The following is a 22,817-nucleotide window of genomic DNA, read 5'->3' on the forward strand; positions in this document are numbered from 1 at the left end:
GCCGCTTACAACGACGCGTATTTCTTGCGCAGACGCTGACGGATCAGCTCTGCCAGGGTGTTCATCACGAAGGTGAACGTCAGCAGTACCAGCGCCGAGAGGAACAGCACGCGGTAGTGGCTGCCGCCGACCTCCGACTCGGGCATCTCCACCGCAACGTTGGCTGCCAGGGTGCGCATGCCTTCGAAGATGTTCAGTTCCATCACCGGGGTATTGCCGGTCGCCATCAGCACGATCATGGTCTCGCCGACGGCGCGGCCCATGCCGATCATCAGCGCCGAGAAGATGCCTGGGCTGGCGGTCAGGATCACCACGCGGGTCAGCGTCTGCCAGGGCGTGGCGCCCAGGGCCAGGGAGCCGTAGGTAAGGCTGCGCGGCACGCTGAAGATGGCGTCTTCGGCGATCGAGAAGATATTCGGGATCACCGCGAAGCCCATTGCCAGCCCGACGATCAGGGCATTGCGCTGGTCGTAGGTGATGCCCAGGTCGTGGCTCAACCAGAGGCGCATGTCGCCGCCGAAGAAGGTGGTCTCCAGGTGCGGGCTCAGCCACAGGGCGAAGGCGCCGACGGCGAGCACCACCGGGATCAGCAGCGCGGCTTCCCAGCCGGCCGGCAGGCTCAGGCGGATACGCTCGGGCAGGCGGCTCCAGAGCAGGCCGGCGAGAAGGATGCCCAGCGGCGTCAGCAACAGCAGGCTGAACACCCCTGGCAGGTGGCCTTCGACGTAGGGCGCCAGGAACAGGCCGGCGAAGAAGCCGAGGATCACCGTCGGCAGCGCCTCCATCAGCTCGATCACCGGCTTGACCTTGCGGCGCATCGCCGGAGCCATGAAATAGGCGGTGTAGACGGCGGCCGCGATGGCCAGCGGAGCTGCCAGGATCATCGCGTAGAAGGCGGCCTTGAGCGTGCCGAAGGTCAGCGGCGAGAGGCTCAGCTTCGGTTCGAAGTCGGTGGTCGCGGCGGTGGACTGCCAGACGTAGGCCGGCTTGTCGTAGCTCTCGTACCAGACCTTGCCCCAGAGCGCGCTCCAGGAGATTTCCGGGTGCGGGTTGCTCAGGGCGAAGCGGTGGATCTTGCCACCCTGCTCCAGCAGCAGTCGGTTGGCCCGCGGCGACAGGGTGATGACCCCGGAAGAGTCGGCGACCGGCTGGACCAGCAGGGTACGGTGCGCCGTGCTGTGGAAGACGCCGAGGTTGCCCTTCTCGTCCAGGGCAATGAAGCCCTTGCGCCGTTGTTCCGGAGCGATGGCGCTGATCGGCGCGCCATCCAGGTTGAAGTCGCGAACGTGCGACAGGCGCGGTTCGCCGTCGGTATCGCGAGCCATGAACCACTGGGCGATGCCACCCTTGGAATCGCCCACCAGCAACGAGATGCCGCCCAGCAGCTGGGTGCTCGCGGTGACCTCGGCGTTGGGGTCTTCCAGCAGCTTGTAGCGACCGTTCAACTGGCGGCTGTGCAGGTCGAACACATCGGCGGTGGCACGTCCGTTGATCACGTACAGCCACTGCTTGCGCGGGTCGAGGTAGATGGCTTTCACCGGTTCGGCGATCTGCGGGAGTTCGATGCGCTCCTCGTCCAGCGTGCTTTCGCCGGTCAGCATGTTCTCTTCGCGAGTCATGCTCAACAGCAGCAGTTGCTTGTCGACGGAGCCAGCCAGCAGCAGGCTGTCGTCGCCGGCATTGATGCTCACATGCTCCAGCGGGCGGCCCTGCGGATCGAGACCGATCGGGGTCTCGCCGTAGGGGAAGGCGATCTCCGGGGTGATGGTCTTCTTGTTGTCCGGGTAGGTGACCTTGTAGGTGTGCTGGAACACCAGCACCTGTCCGTTGGACAGGCCCAGGGCGACCGTCGGGCTGCCCGGCTGGTCCTGGGCGATCGAGCGGATCTCGCTGCCCGCCGGAAGCGGCAGAGCGACACGCTTCAGTTCGACGCCGGTCTTGGCGTTGAAGAAGAGGATCTCGCCCTGGCCGCCGACGCGCATGGCCACCTGGTTCTGCTCCTCGATGCTGAGCAGCAGGGGCACCTGCGCCTGCTGCATCCAGGCCGGAGTCAGCGCTTCGCGGGTCTCCAGGTCGGCGCCGCGGAACAGCGGGAGCACGACGTAGGCCAGGTAGAAGAAGATCAGGGTGATCGCCGCCAGCACGGCCAGGCCGCCGACCAGCACGTACCAGCGGGTCAGGCGGTCCTTGAGGGCACGGATGCGGCGCTTGCGTTGCAGGGCTGGCGTATTGAAGTCAATCCGCTCGGGAGCAAGGGAGGAGTTCATCGGGGAGTTGGCCATGTCGTTCATGGGGTGACACCCTAAAGGCTCTGTATGACAGACAGATGACAGCAACATGACGCAACAAAGCCCGCCAGCAGAGCCTCGCTGGCGGGAAAGGCCGGCGGGTCCTAGCGCCCGCCGGCAGAGCCTTCATGCCTGGACGGCCCATCGCTGGGCCATCCGCTCAAGTCACTGGATTACAGGCCCAGTTCCTTGATCGCCTTCTCGGCCACCTTGGCCGGCAGCGGGATGTAGCCGTCCTTGACCACGACCTGCTGGCCGGTCTTGGACAGAACCAGCTTGAGGAACTGAGCCTCCAGCGGATCCAGCGGCTTGTTCGGCGCCTTGTTCACGTAGACGTAGAGGAAGCGCGACAGCGGGTAGGTGCCGTTCAGGGCGTTCTGCTCGTTGTCCTCGACGAAGGCAGCGCCTTCCTTCTTGGCCAGGGCCACGGTCTTCACGCTGGCGGTCTTGTAGCCGATACCGGAGTAGCCGATGCCGTTCAGCGACTGGCTGACCGACTGCACCACGGAAGCCGAACCCGGCTGCTCGTTGACGTTCGGACGGAAGTCGCCTTTGCACAGGGCTTCTTCCTTGAAGTAGCCGTAGGTGCCGGAAACCGAGTTGCGGCCGAACAGTTGCACCGGCTTCTTCGCCCAGTCACCGGTCAGGCCCAGGTCGCCCCAGGTCTTCACGTCCTGCTTGCTGCCGCACAGGCGGGTAGCGGAGAAGATCGCATCGACCTGCTGCATGGTCAGGCCTTTGATCGGGTTGTCCTTGTGCACGAAGATCGCCAGGGCGTCGACAGCGACCGGGACGGCGGTCGGCTTATAGCCGTACTTCTGCTCGAAAGCCTGCAGCTCGACGTCCTTCATCTTGCGGCTCATCGGGCCCAGGTTGGCGGTGCCTTCGGTCAGGGCCGGCGGCGCGGTGGAAGAACCGGCAGCCTGGATCTGGATGTTCACGTTCGGATAGAGGCGCTTGTACTCCTCGGCCCACATGGTCATCAGGTTGGCCAGAGTGTCGGAGCCGACGCTCGACAGGTTGCCCGACACACCGCTGGCTTTCTGATATTCCGGCAGCGCCGGGTCGATCGCGGCTACCGCGGAAGCGGCGCCTACGCCTGCGGCGACGAACGTCAGGGCCGCCATCAAACGCTTGAGTTTCATGCCTTGCTCCTTGGACAGGATGGGGTTGGATGGAACGGGGGCCAGTATCGTCAGGCCGCATGAAGACTCTATGAAAGGAATGTGACAGTTGGATGAAATGCCATCAGCCTTCCGACATTTTTCCGCAAGCCTTGGGAGAAGCCCTGCCACACCCCTGAAAGCCTGGAAACACAAGGGCTCCAGCCTTTCACGGAGGGGCCCGGGAGGCCCTCTGGAGCGCGTTTTCGATCCGCCTGGGGGAGGTAGCCGTCCATCCGTTTCATGCAGGATGGGTAGTTTCCAGGGCAATTGTGACAGTTGCCGCCGGCATTCGCAGTCGAGAAAAGAAGCGAGGAAGCACGCCTTTTTCCGCGCGCAAAAGCAAAACCCCTGATCATCGCTGACCAGGGGTTTTGGGATAGGAGCTTGACGATGACCTACTCTCACATGGGGAGACCCCACACTACCATCGGCGATGCGTCGTTTCACTTCTGAGTTCGGGAAGGGATCAGGTGGTTCCAACGCTCTATGATCGTCAAGCAATTCGGTTGGATATCCGTTCGCTTGGGCTTACGTCTATCCGGATTCAGGTATGTGATTTCAAGGTGTTTTGCGGTTCATGCGAACTTTCGGTTCGTCGACTTCACCTTACAACACACAATCGTCAGATTGTTTGGGTGTTATATGGTCAAGCCTCACGGGCAATTAGTACTGGTTAGCTCAACGCCTCACAACGCTTACACACCCAGCCTATCAACGTCGTAGTCTTCGACGGCCCTTCAGGGGAATCAAGTTCCCAGTGAGATCTCATCTTGAGGCAAGTTTCCCGCTTAGATGCTTTCAGCGGTTATCTTTTCCGAACATAGCTACCCGGCAATGCCACTGGCGTGACAACCGGAACACCAGAGGTTCGTCCACTCCGGTCCTCTCGTACTAGGAGCAGCCCCTCTCAAATCTCAAACGTCCACGGCAGATAGGGACCGAACTGTCTCACGACGTTCTAAACCCAGCTCGCGTACCACTTTAAATGGCGAACAGCCATACCCTTGGGACCGGCTTCAGCCCCAGGATGTGATGAGCCGACATCGAGGTGCCAAACACCGCCGTCGATATGAACTCTTGGGCGGTATCAGCCTGTTATCCCCGGAGTACCTTTTATCCGTTGAGCGATGGCCCTTCCATACAGAACCACCGGATCACTAAGACCTACTTTCGTACCTGCTCGACGTGTCTGTCTCGCAGTCAAGCGCGCTTTTGCCTTTATACTCTGCGACCGATTTCCGACCGGTCTGAGCGCACCTTCGTACTCCTCCGTTACTCTTTAGGAGGAGACCGCCCCAGTCAAACTGCCCACCATACACTGTCCTCGATCCGGATTACGGACCAGAGTTAGAACCTCAAGCATGCCAGGGTGGTATTTCAAGGATGGCTCCACGCGAACTGGCGTCCACGCTTCAAAGCCTCCCACCTATCCTACACAAGCAGGCTCAAAGTCCAGTGCAAAGCTACAGTAAAGGTTCACGGGGTCTTTCCGTCTAGCCGCGGATACACTGCATCTTCACAGCGATTTCAATTTCACTGAGTCTCGGGTGGAGACAGCGCCGCCATCGTTACGCCATTCGTGCAGGTCGGAACTTACCCGACAAGGAATTTCGCTACCTTAGGACCGTTATAGTTACGGCCGCCGTTTACCGGGGCTTCGATCAAGAGCTTCGCTTGCGCTAACCCCATCAATTAACCTTCCGGCACCGGGCAGGCGTCACACCCTATACGTCCACTTTCGTGTTTGCAGAGTGCTGTGTTTTTAATAAACAGTCGCAGCGGCCTGGTATCTTCGACCAGCCAGAGCTTACGGAGTAAATCCTTCACCCTAGCCGGCGCACCTTCTCCCGAAGTTACGGTGCCATTTTGCCTAGTTCCTTCACCCGAGTTCTCTCAAGCGCCTTGGTATTCTCTACCCGACCACCTGTGTCGGTTTGGGGTACGGTTCCTGGTTACCTGAAGCTTAGAAGCTTTTCTTGGAAGCATGGCATCAACCACTTCGTCATCTAAAAGACGACTCGTCATCAGCTCTCGGCCTTGAAACCCCGGATTTACCTAAGATTTCAGCCTACCACCTTAAACTTGGACAACCAACGCCAAGCTGGCCTAGCCTTCTCCGTCCCTCCATCGCAGTAACCAGAAGTACAGGAATATTAACCTGTTTCCCATCGACTACGCTTTTCAGCCTCGCCTTAGGAACCGACTAACCCTGCGTCGATTAACGTTGCGCAGGAACCCTTGGTCTTTCGGCGTGGGTGTTTTTCACCCCCATTGTCGTTACTCATGTCAGCATTCGCACTTCTGATACCTCCAGCAAGCTTCTCAACTCACCTTCACAGGCTTACAGAACGCTCCTCTACCGCGTCACTTACGTGACACCCGCAGCTTCGGTGTGTGGTTTGAGCCCCGTTACATCTTCCGCGCAGGCCGACTCGACTAGTGAGCTATTACGCTTTCTTTAAAGGGTGGCTGCTTCTAAGCCAACCTCCTAGCTGTCTAAGCCTTCCCACATCGTTTACCACTTAACCACAACTTTGGGACCTTAGCTGGCGGTCTGGGTTGTTTCCCTTTTCACGACGGACGTTAGCACCCGCCGTGTGTCTCCCATGCTCGGCACTTCTGGGTATTCGGAGTTTGCATCGGTTTGGTAAGTCGGGATGACCCCCTAGCCGAAACAGTGCTCTACCCCCCAGAGTGATACATGAGGCGCTACCTAAATAGCTTTCGAGGAGAACCAGCTATCTCCGAGCTTGATTAGCCTTTCACTCCGATCCACAAGTCATCCCCTACCTTTTCAACGGGAGTGGGTTCGGTCCTCCAGTCAGTGTTACCTAACCTTCAACCTGCTCATGGATAGATCGCCCGGTTTCGGGTCTATACCCAGCGACTAAACGCCCTATTAAGACTCGCTTTCGCTACGCCTACCCTATACGGTTAAGCTTGCCACTGAATATAAGTCGCTGACCCATTATACAAAAGGTACGCAGTCACCTAACAAGTAGGCTCCCACTGCTTGTACGCATACGGTTTCAGGTTCTATTTCACTCCCCTCTCCGGGGTTCTTTTCGCCTTTCCCTCACGGTACTGGTTCACTATCGGTCAGTCAGTAGTATTTAGCCTTGGAGGATGGTCCCCCCATGTTCAGACAAAGTTTCTCGTGCTCCGTCCTACTCGATTTCACTTCAAAGATCCTTTCGCGTACGGGGCTATCACCCACTATGGCCGCACTTTCCAGAGCGTTCCGCTAAAATCAATGAAGCTTAAGGGCTAATCCCCGTTCGCTCGCCACTACTAAGGGAATCTCGGTTGATTTCTTTTCCTCAGGGTACTTAGATGTTTCAGTTCCCCTGGTTCGCCTCTTGCACCTATGGATTCAGTACAAGATACCTAGGTTATCCTAGGTGGGTTCCCCCATTCAGAGATCTCCGGATCAAAGTCTGTTTGCCGACTCCCCGAAGCTTTTCGCAGGCTACCACGTCTTTCATCGCCTCTGACTGCCAAGGCATCCACCGTATGCGCTTCTTCACTTGACCATATAACCCCAAGCAATCTGGTTATACTGTGAAGACGACATTCGCCGAAAATTCGCGCTTGAACTCGCAAATTTTACCTTGACTTGAATGATCACCAGTGAAAGAGATCATTCAGTCTTACTTCTATCACATACCCGAATTTTTAAAGAACAGTTCTGGTGCAAAGACCAGAAATCAATGTTCATTCACGAACATTCATTTCTGAGCTTTCGACGATTGTTTTAGATGGTGGAGCCAAGGAGGATCGAACTCCTGACCTCCTGCGTGCAAAGCAGGCGCTCTCCCAGCTGAGCTATGGCCCCGTATCGGATCACGCAGCACACCAACAATTGGTGGGTCTGGGCAGATTCGAACTGCCGACCTCACCCTTATCAGGGGTGCGCTCTAACCAACTGAGCTACAGACCCAATCGTCTAACCAGTGAATCAAGCAATTCGTGTGGGAGCTTATGAAGAAGCTGAGATCTTCGATTAAGGAGGTGATCCAGCCGCAGGTTCCCCTACGGCTACCTTGTTACGACTTCACCCCAGTCATGAATCACTCCGTGGTAACCGTCCCCCTTGCGGTTAGACTAGCTACTTCTGGAGCAACCCACTCCCATGGTGTGACGGGCGGTGTGTACAAGGCCCGGGAACGTATTCACCGTGACATTCTGATTCACGATTACTAGCGATTCCGACTTCACGCAGTCGAGTTGCAGACTGCGATCCGGACTACGATCGGTTTTATGGGATTAGCTCCACCTCGCGGCTTGGCAACCCTTTGTACCGACCATTGTAGCACGTGTGTAGCCCTGGCCGTAAGGGCCATGATGACTTGACGTCATCCCCACCTTCCTCCGGTTTGTCACCGGCAGTCTCCTTAGAGTGCCCACCCGAGGTGCTGGTAACTAAGGACAAGGGTTGCGCTCGTTACGGGACTTAACCCAACATCTCACGACACGAGCTGACGACAGCCATGCAGCACCTGTGTCTGAGTTCCCGAAGGCACCAATCCATCTCTGGAAAGTTCTCAGCATGTCAAGGCCAGGTAAGGTTCTTCGCGTTGCTTCGAATTAAACCACATGCTCCACCGCTTGTGCGGGCCCCCGTCAATTCATTTGAGTTTTAACCTTGCGGCCGTACTCCCCAGGCGGTCGACTTATCGCGTTAGCTGCGCCACTAAGATCTCAAGGATCCCAACGGCTAGTCGACATCGTTTACGGCGTGGACTACCAGGGTATCTAATCCTGTTTGCTCCCCACGCTTTCGCACCTCAGTGTCAGTATCAGTCCAGGTGGTCGCCTTCGCCACTGGTGTTCCTTCCTATATCTACGCATTTCACCGCTACACAGGAAATTCCACCACCCTCTACCGTACTCTAGCTCAGTAGTTTTGGATGCAGTTCCCAGGTTGAGCCCGGGGATTTCACATCCAACTTGCTGAACCACCTACGCGCGCTTTACGCCCAGTAATTCCGATTAACGCTTGCACCCTTCGTATTACCGCGGCTGCTGGCACGAAGTTAGCCGGTGCTTATTCTGTTGGTAACGTCAAAACAGCAAGGTATTAACTTACTGCCCTTCCTCCCAACTTAAAGTGCTTTACAATCCGAAGACCTTCTTCACACACGCGGCATGGCTGGATCAGGCTTTCGCCCATTGTCCAATATTCCCCACTGCTGCCTCCCGTAGGAGTCTGGACCGTGTCTCAGTTCCAGTGTGACTGATCATCCTCTCAGACCAGTTACGGATCGTCGCCTTGGTAGGCCTTTACCCCACCAACTAGCTAATCCGACCTAGGCTCATCTGATAGCGTGAGGTCCGAAGATCCCCCACTTTCTCCCTCAGGACGTATGCGGTATTAGCGCCCGTTTCCGGACGTTATCCCCCACTACCAGGCAGATTCCTAGGCATTACTCACCCGTCCGCCGCTGAATCCAGGAGCAAGCTCCCTTCATCCGCTCGACTTGCATGTGTTAGGCCTGCCGCCAGCGTTCAATCTGAGCCATGATCAAACTCTTCAGTTCAATACTGCTTGGGTTTTGAGAAAACCCTAAACTTGGCTCAGCAATCGCATTCTCTTAAAAAGAGATAAAACTCTCGAATTCACGAGTGTTACTTGCGTTGCTGATAATCTTGCGATCACCAGTCTTACATCACAAGCACCCACACGAATTGCTTGATTCGACTTGTTAAAGAGCAGTTGGTCAAGGCTTTCGTCTCAACCGAGGCCGCGCATTCTACAGCAACCTCTCTTTCCGTCAAGCGTTATTTTCGAAAATTTTCTTTTCTACTCAACCGCTTGCGCCGACCTTCAAACCATCTTCCGATCAGCGGGAGGCGCATTCTACAGCGTTCAAACTCGCTGTCAAGCACCTCGGTGAAGCTTCGTTTCGAATCCCTTTCGGGACCGAACCGCTGCGGCGAACAACCTGCCGAAGCGCTTCACCACTCCTGGGAGAGAATCCGTAAATCCTTGATTTTCAAGCATTTACTCTTCGTCGTCGCCGGGAGTGGTGCGCATTATAGGGAGATAGAAACTGGCGTCAACGATTATTTCAAAAATAATTCAAATAACCGCCGGAAGCGCTTTCAGCCCACCGAAACCGCCTCGCCAGCCGGCTTTTTCTGCGCCAGCAGGTAGAGCCCGACGAGGAAGCCGACCAGGCACAGAGTGACCACGTAGTAAGCCGGCCCCATCGGGCTCTGCTTGAGCAGCAGGGCCACCGCCATCGGCGTCAGCCCACCGAAGATGGCGTAGGCCAGGTTGTAGGAAAAGGACAGGCCGGAGAAACGCACAACCGGTGGGAACGCATTGACCATCACGTAGGGAACGGCGCCGACGATGCCGACGAAGAAGCCGGTCAGTGCATATAAAGGAAAGAGCCAGTCCGGGTGGGCCTTGAGGTTGCCGTAGAAGCTCCAGGACACCAGCGCCAGCAGCACGCTACCGGCGACGAAAGTCAGCCCCGCGCCGAAACGATCCGCCATGCGCCCGGCGACGATGCAGCCAAGGGTCAGGCAGACGATCGCCAGGCTGTTGGCCTTGAGCGCCGTGGCGGCATCGAAGCCGTATACGCTCTGCAGAACGGTAGGGGTCATCAGGATGACCACCACGATCGCGGCCGACAGCACCCAGGTCAGCAGCATCGACACCAGGACGGCGCCACGATGATCGCGGACCACCGCTTTCAACGGCACTTCCTCTGCCAGTGCCTTGCGTTGCTGCAGCTCGGCGAATACCGGCGTCTCGTGCAGCCAGCGGCGCAGGTAGACCGAGAACAGGCCGAACACCCCGCCGAGCAGGAAGGGTATCCGCCAGGCGTAGTCCTGCACCTCTGTCGCGCTATAGAAGCTATTGATCGCAGTAGCCACCAGCGAGCCCAGCAGGATGCCCGCCGTCAGGCCGGAAGTCAGCGTCCCGCAGGCATAACCGACATGCCGTGCCGGTACATGCTCGGCGACGAAGACCCAGGCCCCCGGTACCTCCCCGCCAATCGCGGCGCCCTGGATCACCCTCAGCAGGAGCAGCGCCAGGGGCGCCCAGATGCCGATCTGCGCGTAGGTCGGAAGCAGGCCCATGATCAGGGTCGGCACCGCCATCATGAAGATGCTCAGGGTGAACATGCGCTTGCGCCCGAGCAGGTCGCCGAAGTGGGCCATGATCACGCCGCCCAGCGGCCGCGCCAGGTAGCCGGCGGCGAACAGGCCGAAGGTTTGCAGCTGACGCAGCCATTCCGGCATGTCCGCCGGGAAGAACAGCTTGCCGACCACGGTGGCGAAGAACACGAAGATGATGAAGTCGTAGAACTCCAGCGCTCCACCCAGGGCGGAGAGGGACAGGGTCTTGTAGTCGCTGCGGGTCAATGGACGCTGGGCCGGCGCCTCGGGAGCATTCGCGGATGGCATGTCGGGATTGTTCTCTTTATTCGTTCAGCAAGCATGAGCGGGGTTCGACCGGCAGGCGTGTCGACCTGCGACCCGGGGACGCAGGAGCGAAACCATAGCAAATCGACGAATGTCCACACAGTCGGTCGAAGAGAGAACCGGGCGGTCGTCGGCCGCCCTACTCCTCTATATAATGCCCGGGCGCCTCTGAAAGCTGTCCCAAGACCTTGCACCGGCAGGCGTTTTGGGAGAGTTTTCCCCTAAACCGCGCTTGAACAAGAAATCCGGGGGGCACGAGGCCCTTACCTATGATCGAGCTTGAACAAGAAGACCCCATTCCCCAGGGAGACCTGGCCTTGCAGATTACCGCGCTGCCGCGCGAAACCAACGGTTTCGGCGATATCTACGGCGGTTGGCTGGTATCCCAGATGGACCTGGCGGGAACCGCCATGGCCAGCAAGATCGCCGGCGGCCGTATCGCCACCGTCGCCATCGACCGCATGGCCTTCATGGTGCCGGTCGCGGTAGGTGCCCAGCTTTCCTTCTATACCCAGACCCTGGAAGTCGGTCGCAGCTCGATCCGCATGCTGGTCGAGGTGTGGAGCGACGACCCGCTGTCCAGCGAATGGCGCAAAGTCACCGAGGCGGTGTTCGTGTTCGTCGCCATCGATGGCAGCGGGCGCACCCGCCCGGTCCCGCCACGCCGGGGCTAGACGCAGGAACGCCGGCTATCGCCGGCGTTCTTGTTTGCGCGTTCCTCAGGCCCGCACGGGGTTGCCGCGTACCGGCGCATCCCCGGCCACGTAGTACTTCGCCGTGCTGCGCGGCAGCGGCTGGCGACTGCGGATCCTGTCGGCGATCTTCTCGGCCATCATGATGGTGGTGGCATTGAGGTTGCCGGTGATGATCAGCGGCATGATCGACGCATCCACCACTCGCAGTCCTTCCATGCCATGGACCCGTCCCTGGCCATCGACCACCGCCATGTCGTCGCTGCCCATCTTGCACGAGCAGGATGGGTGGAAAGCGGTCTCCGCATGGTTGCGGATGAACTCGTCGAGTTCGGCGTCCGACTGCACGTTCACCCCTGGGCTCAACTCGCGGCCCCGATAGGGGTCCAGCGCCGGCTGGTTCATGATCTCGCGGGTCAGCCGGATGCCGTCGCGGAACTCCTGCCAGTCCTGCTCGTGGGACATGTAGTTGAACAGGATGCTCGGATGCTGGCGCGGGTCCCTGGACTTCAGGTGGATGCGCCCGCGGCTCGGCGAGCGCATCGAGCCCATGTGCGCCTGGAAGCCGTGCTCCTGCACGCCCTTGCTGCCGTTGTAGTTGATCGCCACCGGGAGGAAATGGAACTGGATGTTCGGCCATTCGAACGCTTCGCGGGTTCGGATGAAGCCGCCAGCCTCGAACTGGTTGCTGGCGCCGAGGCCCTTGCCGAGGAACAGCCACTGGGCACCGATGGCCGGCTGGTTCCACCATTTGGTCGCCGGGTAGATCGACACCGGCTGCTTGCAGGCGTACTGCAGGTAGAGTTCCAGGTGATCCTGCAGGTTGGCGCCGACGCCCGGCAGGTCATGCACCACCGGGATGTCCAGGTCGCGCAGCAGGGCCGCCGGGCCGACGCCGGAGCGTTGCAGCAATTGCGGCGAGGCGATCGCGCCGCTGCACACCAATACTTCGCGGCGGGCGTGGGCGGTGACCGGGTTGTCGCCGTTGCCCACCAGGTAGGAGACGCCGATGGCGCGCTTGCCGCTGAACAGGATGCGGTCGCTCAGGGCGTGGGTGACGATGGTCAGGTTGGGCCGGCCGCGGGCCTGGTCCAGGTAGCCGCGCCCGGTGGCGGCGCGACGGCCCTCCGGGGTGACGGTCCGGTCCATGGGGCCGAAGCCTTCCTGCTGGTAGCCGTTGAGGTCATCGGTTCGCGGGTAGCCGGCCTGCACGCCGGCCTCGACCATCGCATGGAACAGTGGGTTGTTGCCGGCCTTCGGCGTGGTCACGCTGACCGGGCCGTCGCCGCCATGGTAGTCGTTGGGGCCGATGTCCCGGGTTTCCGCCTTGCGGAAGTACGGCAGGCAGTCGAGGTAGCTCCAGTCCTCGAGGCCCGGCTCCTTGGCCCAGCCGTCGAAGTCCAGGGCGTTGCCGCGGATGTAGCACATGCCGTTGATCAGCGAGGAGCCGCCCAGGCCCTTGCCGCGACCGCACTCCATGCGGCGGTTGTTCATGTAGGGCTCGGGGTCGGTCTCGTAGGCCCAGTTGTAGCGCCGCCCCTGCAGCGGGAAGGCAAGGGCCGCCGGCATCTGGGTGCGGAAGTCGAAGCGGTAGTCGGGACCGCCGGCTTCGAGCAGCAGGACGCTGACGTCGGCATCTTCGGTGAGGCGGGTAGCGAGTACGTTACCGGCAGAGCCGGCTCCGATGATGATGTAGTCGAATTCCTGGGACATGCAGGCCTTCCTCTTTTCTCGGCATGACACCGGCCGCGACGCTGGCGCGCCGGTGTCTGGAAGTTCGGAATGGCCGGTGTCAGGGAGCGTTGCCTGGGACCGGCCTGGTTAGGGGTTCGAGCGCTGCGTCGAGGCTCAGAACACCGAGGCGTAGTCGCCCAGCTCCACTTGCACGGACTTGATGCGAGTGTAATGAGTCAGGGTGGTGAGACCGTTCTCGCGACCGACACCGGATTGCTTGTAACCGCCGACCGGCATTTCCGCCGGCGACTCGCCCCAGGTATTGATCCAGCAGATGCCGGCTTCCAGGCGATGGATGGCGCGGTGGGCGCGGGCCAGGTCCTGGGTCACGACGCCGGCGGCGAGGCCGTACTCGGTATCGTTGGCGCGGCGGATCGCCTCGTCTTCGTCGTCATAGACCAGGATGCTCATCACCGGGCCGAAGATTTCCTCGCGGACGATGGTCATGTCGTCGCGGCAATCGGTGAACACGGTCGGCGCGACGTAGGCGCCATTGCCGAACGCTCCATCGGTCACACGCTCGCCGCCGCACAGCAGGCGAGCCTTCTGCGCCTTGCCGGACTCGATGTAGCCGAGCACGCTTTCCATGTGCGGGAAGCTGACCAGCGGGCCGAAGTTGGTGTTCTCGTCCTGCGGGTCGCCGAGACGGATGCGCTGCACGCGCTCCAGTACCTTGGCTTCGAAGCGGGCCTGCTGGGAACGGTGGATGAACACCCGGGTGCCGTTGGTGCAGACCTGGCCGGAGCTGAAGAAGTTGGCCATGACGGCGATGTCGGCGGCACGGTCGAGGTCTGCGTCGGGGAAGATGATCAGCGGGGACTTGCCGCCCAGCTCCATGGTCACTTCCTTCAGCGACGAGCTGGAAGCGCTGGCCATGACTTTCTTGCCGGTGGAGGTGCCACCGGTGAAGGAGATCTTCTCGATCAGCGGGTGCTCGGTCAGCCACTGGCCGACTTCGCGTCCGCTGCCGGTGAGCACGTTGAACACGCCGTCCGGCACGCCGGCCTCGGTGTAGATCTCGGCCAGCTTGAGGGCAGTCAGCGGGGTGACTTCGCTGGGCTTGAAGATCATCGCGTTGCCGGCAGCGAGGGCCGGGGCGGATTTCCACAGGGCGATCTGCACCGGGTAGTTCCAGGCGCCAATGCCGGCGACCACGCCCAGCGGCTCGCGGCGGGTGTAGACGAAACTGGTTTCGCGCAGGGGAATCTGCTCGCCTTCGATGGCCGGGACCAGGCCGGCGTAGTACTCGAGCACGTCGGCGCCGGTGACGATGTCCACCGAGCGGGTTTCCGCCAGCGGCTTGCCGGTATCCAGGGTTTCCAGGGCGGCCAGTTCGTCGTTGCGCTCGCGGAGGATGTCGACGGCGCGACGGAGGATGCGCGAGCGCTGCATGGCGGTCATCGCCGCCCACACCTTCTGCCCCTCGACGGCGCTCTGCACGGCCCGCTCGACGTCTTCCCTGGAAGCCCGCTGGACCTTGGCGAGCACTTCGCCGTTGGCCGGGTTGATGGTCTCGAAGGTGGCGCCACTGCTGGCCTCCACGTAGCGACCGCCAATGTAGAGCTTCTGTTCTTCGAATCGGGCCATGTTGCAGTCCTCTCTTATCGGTATCGCAGGCGCAAGGCGGCGCCGCGGGGGTTTTCGTCCCTACCCCGACTGTTTTGCCAACTGCTGGTCGAGGTAGTCGTAAGCGATGTTCAGGGCCTCGTCGGTATCGAAGGCGTCGCCGGTCAGCGCGCCACGCAACCACAGGCCGTCGATCAGGGCCGCCAGGCCGCGTGCCGCGGCGCGGGCGTCGTCCGCCGAGAGCTGGCGGCGGAACTGGTAGCACAGGTTCGAATACAGGCGATGGTCGTTGACCCGCTGCAATCGACGCAGTGCCGGCTGGTGCATGCTGGTCGCCCAGAACGCCAGCCAGGTCTTCATCGCCGGACCATTGACCTGGCTGTCGTCGAAGTTGCCTTCGACGATCGCTCGCAGGTGCGCCCTCGGACTGTCGTCGTAGAGCGCCGCGCGGCGTTCGCGTACGGCCTTGCTCAAGGCGCTGAGCAGGTGCCGCATGGTCGCTTCCAGCAAGCCGTTCTTGTCCTGGAAGTAGTGGCTGATGATGCCGTTGGAAACACCCGCCAGGCGGGCAATCAGGGCGATGCTGGCGTCTCCCATGCCGACCTGATCGACCGCCTCCAGGGTGGCGTGAATCAGTTGCGAGCGGCGGATGGGCTGCATACCGACCTTGGGCATTGCTATCTCCTCTCGTCGATGGGTGCGTGCGGGCACCGACCGACGTCATTGGTGGCCAGTCTATTTTGTTTTTATTGAACGTTCAATCAACTAAGAATAAGCTCGGCGTCCATGAGCGGCTCCCAGCCTGCGTGCAACCTGGCCCGCGCCGTTCATCACCTCGTCGCCGAAGTCCGCCAAGGATCGCAGAATCCGGGCTTCAAGTGGGGTGGCAATGCTGTGTCTGTAGTCCGCGGCCATAAGCCGCCATGCTTTCACTGCCATGGGGTCATCCTCCAATGAGTACTGCTTCGCCAATAAAAACAAACGAGCAGGTACGTCTGAATCCGATCGTGTTCTTCGGCTCGACCGCACTGATCCTGGTTCTGACCGCCGCCCTCATCCTCTATCCCGACAGCGCCGGAGCCTTGCTCGGCCGCATCCAGGCGTGGCTGTCGCACAGCTTCGGCTGGTACTACATGCTGGCCATCGGCGCCTACCTGTTCTTCGTCGCCTGGGTGGCCTTCTCGCGCTTCGGCACCCTCAAGCTCGGCGAGGAGCATGAAAAGCCGGACTTCAGCTACGGCGCCTGGGCCGGCATGCTGTTCTCCTCCGGGATCGGCATCTCGCTGCTCTACTTCGCCGCATCCGAGCCGATCGACCACCTCTACCACCCGCCCGAAGGCGTTCCCGGCAGCCCTCAGGCGGCGCGCCAGGCGCTGCAACTGACCTTCCTCCACTGGGGCCTGCACGGCTGGGCGATCTATGCCCTGGTCGGCCTCGCCGTCGGTTATTTCGCCTACCGCCATCGCCAGCCGCTGGCGTTGCGTTCGGCGCTCTATCCGATCCTCGGCGAGCGCTGGGTGAAAGGCGCCGCGGGCCACGCGGTGGATTGCTTCGGCATCTTCGTCACCCTTCTCGGGCTGGTGACCAACCTGGGCATCGGCGCCTTGCAGGTGTCGTCCGGTCTCGAGTACCTGACCGGCATGCCGCACAGCAAAGGCACCCTGCTGGCGGTGATCCTGGTGATGAGCCTGGTCGCCACCCTGGCGGCGGTCTCCGGTGTCGAGAAAGGCATCCGCCGGCTGTCCAACCTGAATATCGTGCTGTTCAGCTCGCTGCTGCTGTTCGTGCTGGTCTGCGGTTCGACCCTGGAACTGCTCAACGGCTTCGTACAGAACCTCGGCGACTATCTCGACGGCCTGGTGCTGAAGACCTTCGACCTCTACGTCTACACCGGTGCCGGCGCCGGCAAGAGCGAGGAATGGCTGGGCCTGTGGACCCTGTTCTACTGGGCCTGGTGGATTTCCTGGGCGCCCTTCGTCGGTATGTTCATCGCCCGCATCTCCCGCGGTCGCAGCGTGCGCGAACTGGTCTGCGGGGTGCTGCTGATCCCGCTGGGCTTCACCCTGGCCTGGCTGTCGGTATTCGGCAACAGCGCCCTGGACCTGGTGATGAACCACGGCGCGACCGACCTGGGCAAGGCCGCGCTGGAACAGCCGTCGATGTCGATCTACCTGCTGCTGGAACACTATCCGCTGTCGAAGATCGTCATCGGCCTGTCGATCTTCGTCGGCTTCGTGCTGTTCCTCACCCCGGCGGATTCCGGCTCGGTGATGCTGGCCAATCTCTCGCGCAGCGGCGGCGAGCTGGACGAGGACGCGCCGAACTGGCTGCGCATCCTCTGGTCGGCCGTCGTCACGCTAGTCACCATCGGCCTGCTGTTCGCCGGCAACTTCACGGCGATGCAAACCGTCGTGGTGCTCGCCGGGCTACCGTTCTCGGCGGTGCTGATCCTGTTCATGTTCGGCCTGCACAAGGCCATGCGCGCCGACTACGAGGCCCAGGTCGGCGACCGCCGCACCTACCAGCCAGTGCCGGCGCCAACCCAGCACCAGACCTGAATCCGGCGCCGCTAGGGCGCCCTCGCCAATCAGGTGCGTACTTGGCCCGGCGTTTCGCCGGGCCTTTCTTTTCTGCCGCCCGGCGCCCGGCGCATGCCGCAGGAACCGGCGCGCGGGAGCGTGCGAAAGGAAGAACAGACGGAAAAAGCGCGGAGGATAAACGCGAATGCCCGGCAGCGCCGGGCATTCGCAGCGGCCCCGAGCGGGCCTTGGGGGTCAGCCGAGGTTCTTGCCCAGCAGCGCGTGGTACAGCTCGCTGTCGCCGAGCACCCCGACCACCCTGTCCTGCTCCTGCAGGACCAGCTTGTGGCCGGTCTGGTAGCGAATCTGCAGGGCATCGCGCATACGGATGCTGACATCCACCAGGGTCGGTTCGCGGCGCAGCTTCTCCACCGGGTCGCCCTGGCGCCAGCGTTGCAGGTCGATGACGTTGCTGCCCTGGCGCGCGCCCTTGAGCACGTCGCCTTCGCTGAGACCGATCCAGCAGTCGCGGCCCTGGTCGAAGCAGATCTCGTCGTTCTGCCGGATGCACTGGTCGAGGCCACGCATCAGGCTCTGGCCGCACAGCACGTTGAGCGGGTTGGTATGGGCGACGAAGGTACGCACGTAGTCGTCCGCGGGGCTCAGCACGATCTCTTCCGGCTTGCCGTGCTGGATGATCCGGCCGTCCTTCATGATCGCGATGCGGGTGCCGATCTTCAGCGCCTCGTCGAGGTCGTGGCTGACGAACACGATGGTCTTGTGCAGTTGCCGTTGCAGCACCAGCAGTTCGTCCTGCAATTGCTGGCGGATCAGCGGGTCGAGGGCGGAGAACGGTTCGTCCATCAGCAGGATGTCGCCATCCATCGCCAGCGCGCGAGCCAGGCCGACGCGCTGCTGCATGCCGCCGGAGAGCGAGTCAGGACGCTTGTCGCGCCACTGCGAGAGACCGACCAGCTCGAGCTTCTCGTCGATCAGCTTCTTCCGCTCGGCGGCCGGACGGCCCTGCATCTCCAGGCCGAAGCCGACGTTCTCGGCCACCGTCAGCCAGGGCATCAGGGCGAACTTCTGGAACACCATGGCGATGCGCTTGGTGCGCATGGCCTTGAGGGTCGCCGGCGAGCAGTTGGCGATGTCCACCTGCGAACCTTCGTGCTCGATCAGCAGCTTGCCGCGGCTGACCTTGTTCAGGCCGTTGATGCAGCGCAGCAGGCTCGACTTGCCGGAGCCGGAAAGTCCCATCAGCACGCAGATCTCGCCGCGGTTGACGTCCAGGCAGGCGTCCTCGACGCCGAGCACCTGGCCGGTGCGCTTGAGGATCTCGGCGCGGCCGAGGCCCTGGTCGAGGAGCTTCAGGGCTTCCTTGGTGTGGGTGCCGAAGATGACGTCCACATGGTCGAATCGGATCGCGGTCATGGCTTATTTCCCCTTCACGGCGCGCTGCTTGCACACCCGGTCGAGCAGGATGGCGAGCAGGACGATGGCCAGGCCGGCTTCGAAGCCGAGGGAGATGTCGGCGGTGTTCAGCGCGTTCACCACCGGCTTGCCGAGGCCATCGGCGCCGACCAGCGCGGCGATCACCACCATCGACAGGGAGAGCATGATGCATTGGGTGATGCCGGCGGCGATGCTCGGCATCGCGTGCGGCAGCTCGATGCGCGTGAGCAGTTGCCAGCGCGAGCAGCCGAAGGCCTTGCCGGCGTCGAGCAGCTCCGCCGGCACGTCCTGGATACCCAGGCAGGTCAGGCGGATCGGCGCGGCGACGGCGAAGATCACCGTGGAGATCAGGCCCGGCACCACGCCGAGACCGAACAGGGTCAGGGTCGGGATCAGGTAGACGAAGGTCGGTACCGTCTGCATCAGGTCCAGCAACGGCCGCAGCGCGGTGTAGAACCACGGCTTGTGCGCGGCGACGATGCCCAGCGGCACGCCCACGGCGATGCACACCAGGGTGGCGAATATCACCTGGGCGAGGGTTTCCATGGTCTCCTGCCAGTAGCCCAGGTTGAGGATCAGCAGCAACGAGGCCAGGGCGAACACGGTCAGCCCCCAGCTGCGCTGGATGAAATGCACCAGCCCTACCAGCAAGGCGATCAGCACCAACGGGTTGAACCAGAGCAAGCCGTTGGTGACGCCATGGATGAGGAACTCCAGGGTGTCGGAGATCTTGTCGAAGAACGATGCGCCATGCAGGGTCAGCCAGTCGACGAAACCGGCGATCTGCTCTCCCAGCGGGAGCTTGTGATCAGTCAGGAACATAATCAGGGTCCATCAAGAGCGGGAAATGAACGACCGGTCGCCTACTTGGCGAACGCCAGCTTGGCCGCGGCTGCGGCAGGCTGCCCGTCGCGGGTGGTGACACCGGCCAGCCAGGCATCCAGCTGTTCCGGGTGATCCTTCAACCAGGCCTTAGCGGCTTCCTCGGGTTTCTTGTTTTCGTTGAGTACCGCGTCCATCAGCTTGTTCTCCATCTCGAGGGTGAAGCTGAGGTTCTTCAGCAGTTGGCCGACGTTGGCGCACTCCTGGGCGTAGCCCTTGCGCACGTTGGTGTAGATGGTCGCGCCGCCATAGTTGGGGCCGAAGAAGTCGTCGCCGCCTTCCAGGTACTTCATCTGGAAGCGGGTATTCATGGGGTGCGGCTCCCAGCCGAGGAACACCACCCACTGGTTGCGCCGGATGGCCCGCTGCACCTGCGAGAGCATGCCCGCCTCGCTGGATTCCACCAACTTGAACTTGCCCAGTTCGAAGGCGTTCTTGTCGATCATGCTCTGGGCGACGCGGTTGCCGTCGTTGCCCGGCTCAATGCCGTAGATCTTGTTGCCCAGCTTGTCGGAGAACTTCGCGATATCGGCGAAGCTGCGCAGGCCGCCGTCGTAGACGTACTGGGGAACCGCCAGGGTGTACTTGGCGCCCTCCAGGTTGGCGCGCAGCGTCTCGACCGTGCCTTTCTCGGCGTACTGCTTGATGTCGTTGGTCATGGTGGGCATCCAGTTGCCCAGGAATACGTCGAGGTCGTTGTTGGCCAGGGAGCGGTAGGTCACCGGCACCGAGAGCAGATTGACCTTGGTCTTGTAGCCGAGGGACTCGAGGACCTGGCGGGTGACCGCGGTGGTCACTGTGATGTCGGTCCAGCCGACGTCGGCGAAACGCACCGACGCACAGGATTCGGGCTCCGCGGCCTGGGCTGCCAGCGGTGCGCACAGAGACACGGCCAGCAGCCAAGACTTGCAACCTTTCATAGCGAACTCCTCTGCAGGGTAAGGCGCCGGCGCTACCCCGAAGGGCGCGGCGGTCTATCTGTATCGGGCCGACCGGTAGCGGCCCTCAGCGGGCAATTCGTGAACGATCATGAAACAGGACGCATCCGTCGCCTACAGGGTGGGTCGCAACCAGTGCAGGCGGGGTCGCATTCAGTACCCGCTGTGTCGCATTCAATCATAGTGGTCTTTGCCGGCGACCAGCGGATGCCGTTTTCGGAGCGGCGCGAGCCCGTTCTCATTCCGACGCCGTGCAGGTGCAGACGCCCCTCGGCCGCAGAGGTTCCCCGATCCGGGCGCGGACGCGGCGCTTTTGGACATGGCCGGGTCGGTGGCGGATGCGGCCCGCCTCGGGGAAAGCCCGATGATGCGCAGGAATCGCGGGCGGAGGAGCCGCCACCCCCACTACGCAGGCACGGATGCCGCGGCAATCCCGGAGGCCGGCATGGCTATCAGTGTGTTCGACCTTTTCAAGATCGGTATCGGCCCGTCCAGTTCGCATACCGTCGGCCCCATGCGCGCCGCCGCGCTGTTCACCGCTGCCCTGCGCCAACGCCAGGCGCTGTCGGCGGTGCGGCGTCTCGAAGTGCGCCTGTACGGCTCGCTGTCCGCCACCGGCGTCGGCCACGGCACCGATCGCGCGGTGATCATGGGCCTGATGGGCGAATGGCCGGATCGTATCGACCCGACCCAGATCGCCCCGCGCATGGCCGCGCTACTCGATAGCGGCCTGCTGCAACTGGACGGCCGCGTGGCGGTACCGTTCGACTGGGTGCGCGACATGCGCCTGCTCGACGAGAACCTGCCCTACCACCCCAACGCCATGACCCTGGTCGCCTACGGCGAGCAAGGCGAACTGCACCAGGAGACCTACTACTCGGTGGGTGGCGGCTTCGTGGTCGATGCGGCACAGGCCGCCTCGGGACAGCTCGACCAGGACCACACGGTGCTGCCCTACGACTTCTCCAGCGCCGAGGAACTGTTGCTGCTGTGCAAGCGCCACAACCTGCGGGTATCCGAGCTGATGCTGGCTAACGAACGCATCTGGCGCAGCGAGACCGACATCCGCGAAGGCCTGCGGCGCATCTGGCAGGCGATGCGCGATTGCGTCGACAACGGGTTGCGCAACGAAGGCATCCTTCCCGGCGGGCTCAACGTGCAACGCCGCGCCGCGCGCCTGCACCGCAACCTGCAGGAGATCGGCAAGCCCAACGTGATCGGCTCGACCCTCAGCGCCATGGAATGGGTCAACCTGTTCGCCCTGGCGGTGAACGAGGAGAACGCCGCCGGCGGACGCATGGTCACCGCGCCCACCAACGGCGCGGCGGGGATCATCCCGGCGGTGCTGCACTACTATATGAAGTTCAATCCCGACGCCCAGGACCGCGACGTCGTCGACTACCTGCTGGCCGCCGCCGCGGTGGGCATCCTGTGCAAGAAGAACGCCTCGATCTCCGGCGCCGAGGTCGGCTGCCAGGGCGAGGTCGGCTCGGCCTGCGCGATGGCCGCCGCCGGCCTGGCGGAAGTCCTCGGCGCCACCCCGGCGCAGGTCGAGAACGCTGCCGAGATCGGCCTGGAACACAACCTCGGGCTGACCTGCGACCCGGTTGGCGGGCTGGTCCAAGTACCCTGTATCGAGCGCAACGCGATCGCCGCGGTGAAGGCCATCAACGCGGCGCAAATGGCCTTGCGCGGCGACGGCCAGCATTTCATCTCGCTGGACAAGGTGATCCGCACCATGCGCGACACCGGCGCCGACATGCACGACAAGTACAAGGAAACCTCGCGCGGGGGCCTGGCGGTGAACGCCATCGAGTGCTGAACCGGAATTGCTCACGAAACGATCGAGACGCCACTTTTTGGCGCATATGACGCGTGACCGGGCGGTCGCCATCCGTCACACTGCGGGGTAACGGCTCGCCGCCCGTCGTTACCTTTGTCGCCACGGCCGCTGCCCCGCCTTCTCGCCGGGGGCCGCCCTGGTGCTACCGAAATGCCCAGGCGCGCGGCGCGCCGCCAGCCGTCGCCCATGCTGTCGTTGTGCCAGGCCCGAGTGGAAATGCCGGGCTAAAGCCTTCCGGCTTTTTTGATTGAACGCCCAATCAATATAGGCATGGCATTTGCCTTGCTCTGGTTA

13 protein-coding genes, 2 tRNA genes and 3 rRNA genes are annotated in these 22,817 nt (G+C 61.9%); 4 read left to right on the top strand and 14 right to left on the bottom strand.

Annotation, left to right across the window (positions count from 1 at the left end):
* Positions 1-5: 5 nt before the first annotated feature.
* From VQ067_RS29470 to VQ067_RS29500, 7 genes are all read right to left on the bottom strand, one after another.
* Positions 6-2,039 (bottom strand): ABC transporter permease subunit, encoded by a 2,034-nt coding sequence (locus tag VQ067_RS29470; RefSeq protein ID WP_003123734.1) that lies wholly within the window; start codon positions 2,037-2,039, stop codon positions 6-8.
* A gap of 422 nt (positions 2,040-2,461) precedes the next feature.
* Positions 2,462-3,433, bottom strand: a complete 972-nt coding sequence (gene pstS, locus VQ067_RS29475) for a phosphate ABC transporter substrate-binding protein PstS (protein ID WP_003096673.1) — start codon at positions 3,431-3,433, stop codon at positions 2,462-2,464.
* A gap of 403 nt (positions 3,434-3,836) precedes the next feature.
* Positions 3,837-3,952 (bottom strand): 5S ribosomal RNA (gene rrf, locus VQ067_RS29480).
* A gap of 144 nt (positions 3,953-4,096) precedes the next feature.
* Positions 4,097-6,987, bottom strand: a 23S ribosomal RNA gene (locus VQ067_RS29485).
* Positions 6,988-7,213: 226 nt separating this feature from the next.
* A tRNA-Ala gene (locus tag VQ067_RS29490) sits at positions 7,214-7,289 on the bottom strand.
* A 28-nt stretch (positions 7,290-7,317) separates the two neighbouring features.
* Positions 7,318-7,394: transfer RNA gene (locus VQ067_RS29495), tRNA-Ile, on the bottom strand.
* 64 nt (positions 7,395-7,458) lie between these two features.
* Positions 7,459-8,994: ribosomal RNA gene (locus tag VQ067_RS29500) — 16S ribosomal RNA — on the bottom strand.
* Together the 16S, 23S and 5S rRNA genes with 2 tRNA genes alongside form the textbook arrangement of a ribosomal RNA operon.
* Before the next feature lie 152 nt (positions 8,995-9,146).
* Between VQ067_RS29500 and VQ067_RS29505 the strand changes: the two genes are divergently transcribed.
* The gene (locus tag VQ067_RS29505) at positions 9,147-9,611 is read left to right on the top strand and encodes a hypothetical protein (RefSeq protein WP_152990879.1); all 465 of its coding nucleotides are present in this window, start codon (positions 9,147-9,149) and stop codon (positions 9,609-9,611) included.
* Here the strand turns inward: VQ067_RS29505 and VQ067_RS29510 are convergent.
* Positions 9,560-10,876 (bottom strand): MFS transporter, encoded by a 1,317-nt coding sequence (locus VQ067_RS29510; protein ID WP_003096675.1) that lies wholly within the window; start codon positions 10,874-10,876, stop codon positions 9,560-9,562. The two genes, VQ067_RS29505 and VQ067_RS29510, sit on opposite strands and share 52 nt — an antisense overlap.
* A 287-nt stretch (positions 10,877-11,163) precedes the next feature.
* Between VQ067_RS29510 and VQ067_RS29515 the strand changes: the two genes are divergently transcribed.
* Positions 11,164-11,568: an acyl-CoA thioesterase gene (locus tag VQ067_RS29515; protein WP_003096677.1), complete on the top strand. Its 405-nt coding sequence runs from the start codon at positions 11,164-11,166 to the stop codon at positions 11,566-11,568.
* 45 nt (positions 11,569-11,613) lie between these two features.
* Here the strand turns inward: VQ067_RS29515 and betA are convergent, their stop codons facing one another.
* The 3 genes from betA to betI form a co-directional block, all read right to left on the bottom strand.
* Positions 11,614-13,299: a choline dehydrogenase gene (gene betA / locus VQ067_RS29520; RefSeq protein ID WP_033990352.1), complete on the bottom strand. Its 1,686-nt coding sequence runs from the start codon at positions 13,297-13,299 to the stop codon at positions 11,614-11,616.
* Between the two features lie 135 nt (positions 13,300-13,434).
* Positions 13,435-14,907, bottom strand: coding sequence for a betaine-aldehyde dehydrogenase (betB, locus tag VQ067_RS29525; protein WP_033990354.1), 1,473 nt, complete (start codon positions 14,905-14,907; stop codon positions 13,435-13,437).
* A 60-nt stretch (positions 14,908-14,967) separates the two neighbouring features.
* Positions 14,968-15,561, bottom strand: coding sequence for a transcriptional regulator BetI (gene betI / locus VQ067_RS29530; protein WP_003096684.1), 594 nt, complete (start codon positions 15,559-15,561; stop codon positions 14,968-14,970).
* A gap of 332 nt (positions 15,562-15,893) precedes the next feature.
* Here betI and VQ067_RS29535 point away from each other — a divergent pair, with 332 nt between their 5' ends.
* On the top strand, positions 15,894-17,444 hold the full coding sequence (locus tag VQ067_RS29535) for a BCCT family transporter (protein ID WP_003122396.1): 1,551 nt from the start codon (positions 15,894-15,896) through the stop codon (positions 17,442-17,444).
* 216 nt (positions 17,445-17,660) lie between these two features.
* Here the strand turns inward: VQ067_RS29535 and choV are convergent, their stop codons facing one another.
* From choV to VQ067_RS29550, 3 genes are read right to left on the bottom strand one after another with little or no spacing between them, the layout of a single operon-like run.
* Complete coding sequence (gene choV, locus VQ067_RS29540) at positions 17,661-18,839, bottom strand: choline ABC transporter ATP-binding protein (RefSeq protein ID WP_003096690.1); 1,179 nt, start codon at positions 18,837-18,839, stop codon at positions 17,661-17,663.
* A gap of 3 nt (positions 18,840-18,842) precedes the next feature.
* Positions 18,843-19,682 carry a choline ABC transporter permease subunit gene (gene choW / locus VQ067_RS29545; protein ID WP_003096692.1) on the bottom strand — a complete coding sequence of 280 codons (840 nt, stop codon included), beginning with the start codon at positions 19,680-19,682 and terminating at the stop codon, positions 18,843-18,845.
* A 41-nt stretch (positions 19,683-19,723) separates the two neighbouring features.
* The gene (locus VQ067_RS29550; RefSeq protein ID WP_003104841.1) at positions 19,724-20,662 is read right to left on the bottom strand and encodes a choline ABC transporter substrate-binding protein; all 939 of its coding nucleotides are present in this window, start codon (positions 20,660-20,662) and stop codon (positions 19,724-19,726) included.
* A gap of 463 nt (positions 20,663-21,125) precedes the next feature.
* Here VQ067_RS29550 and VQ067_RS29555 point away from each other — a divergent pair, with 463 nt between their 5' ends.
* Positions 21,126-22,502, top strand: coding sequence for an L-serine ammonia-lyase (locus tag VQ067_RS29555; protein ID WP_003111339.1), 1,377 nt, complete (start codon positions 21,126-21,128; stop codon positions 22,500-22,502).
* Positions 22,503-22,817 lie beyond the last annotated feature (315 nt).

Origin of the sequence: Pseudomonas sp. KBN12P06040 (assembly GCF_037574965.1) — a bacterium.
Lineage (GTDB): Bacteria > Pseudomonadota > Gammaproteobacteria > Pseudomonadales > Pseudomonadaceae > Pseudomonas > Pseudomonas aeruginosa.

Coding starts and splice junctions, on each gene's coding strand:
- pstS (WP_003096673.1), bottom strand. CDS start 3,433: ATGAAACTCAAGCGTTTGATGGCGGCCCTGACGTTCGTCGCCGCAGGC.
- VQ067_RS29515 (WP_003096677.1), top strand. CDS start 11,164: ATGATCGAGCTTGAACAAGAAGACCCCATTCCCCAGGGAGACCTGGCC.
- betA (WP_033990352.1), bottom strand. CDS start 13,299: ATGTCCCAGGAATTCGACTACATCATCATCGGAGCCGGCTCTGCCGGT.
- VQ067_RS29510 (WP_003096675.1), bottom strand. CDS start 10,876: ATGCCATCCGCGAATGCTCCCGAGGCGCCGGCCCAGCGTCCATTGACC.
- VQ067_RS29470 (WP_003123734.1), bottom strand. CDS start 2,039: ATGCAGCAGGCGCAGGTGCCCCTGCTGCTCAGCATCGAGGAGCAGAAC.
- VQ067_RS29550 (WP_003104841.1), bottom strand. CDS start 20,662: ATGAAAGGTTGCAAGTCTTGGCTGCTGGCCGTGTCTCTGTGCGCACCG.
- betI (WP_003096684.1), bottom strand. CDS start 15,561: ATGCCCAAGGTCGGTATGCAGCCCATCCGCCGCTCGCAACTGATTCAC.
- choV (WP_003096690.1), bottom strand. CDS start 18,839: ATGACCGCGATCCGATTCGACCATGTGGACGTCATCTTCGGCACCCAC.
- betB (WP_033990354.1), bottom strand. CDS start 14,907: ATGGCCCGATTCGAAGAACAGAAGCTCTACATTGGCGGTCGCTACGTG.
- VQ067_RS29555 (WP_003111339.1), top strand. CDS start 21,126: ATGGCTATCAGTGTGTTCGACCTTTTCAAGATCGGTATCGGCCCGTCC.
- choW (WP_003096692.1), bottom strand. CDS start 19,682: ATGTTCCTGACTGATCACAAGCTCCCGCTGGGAGAGCAGATCGCCGGT.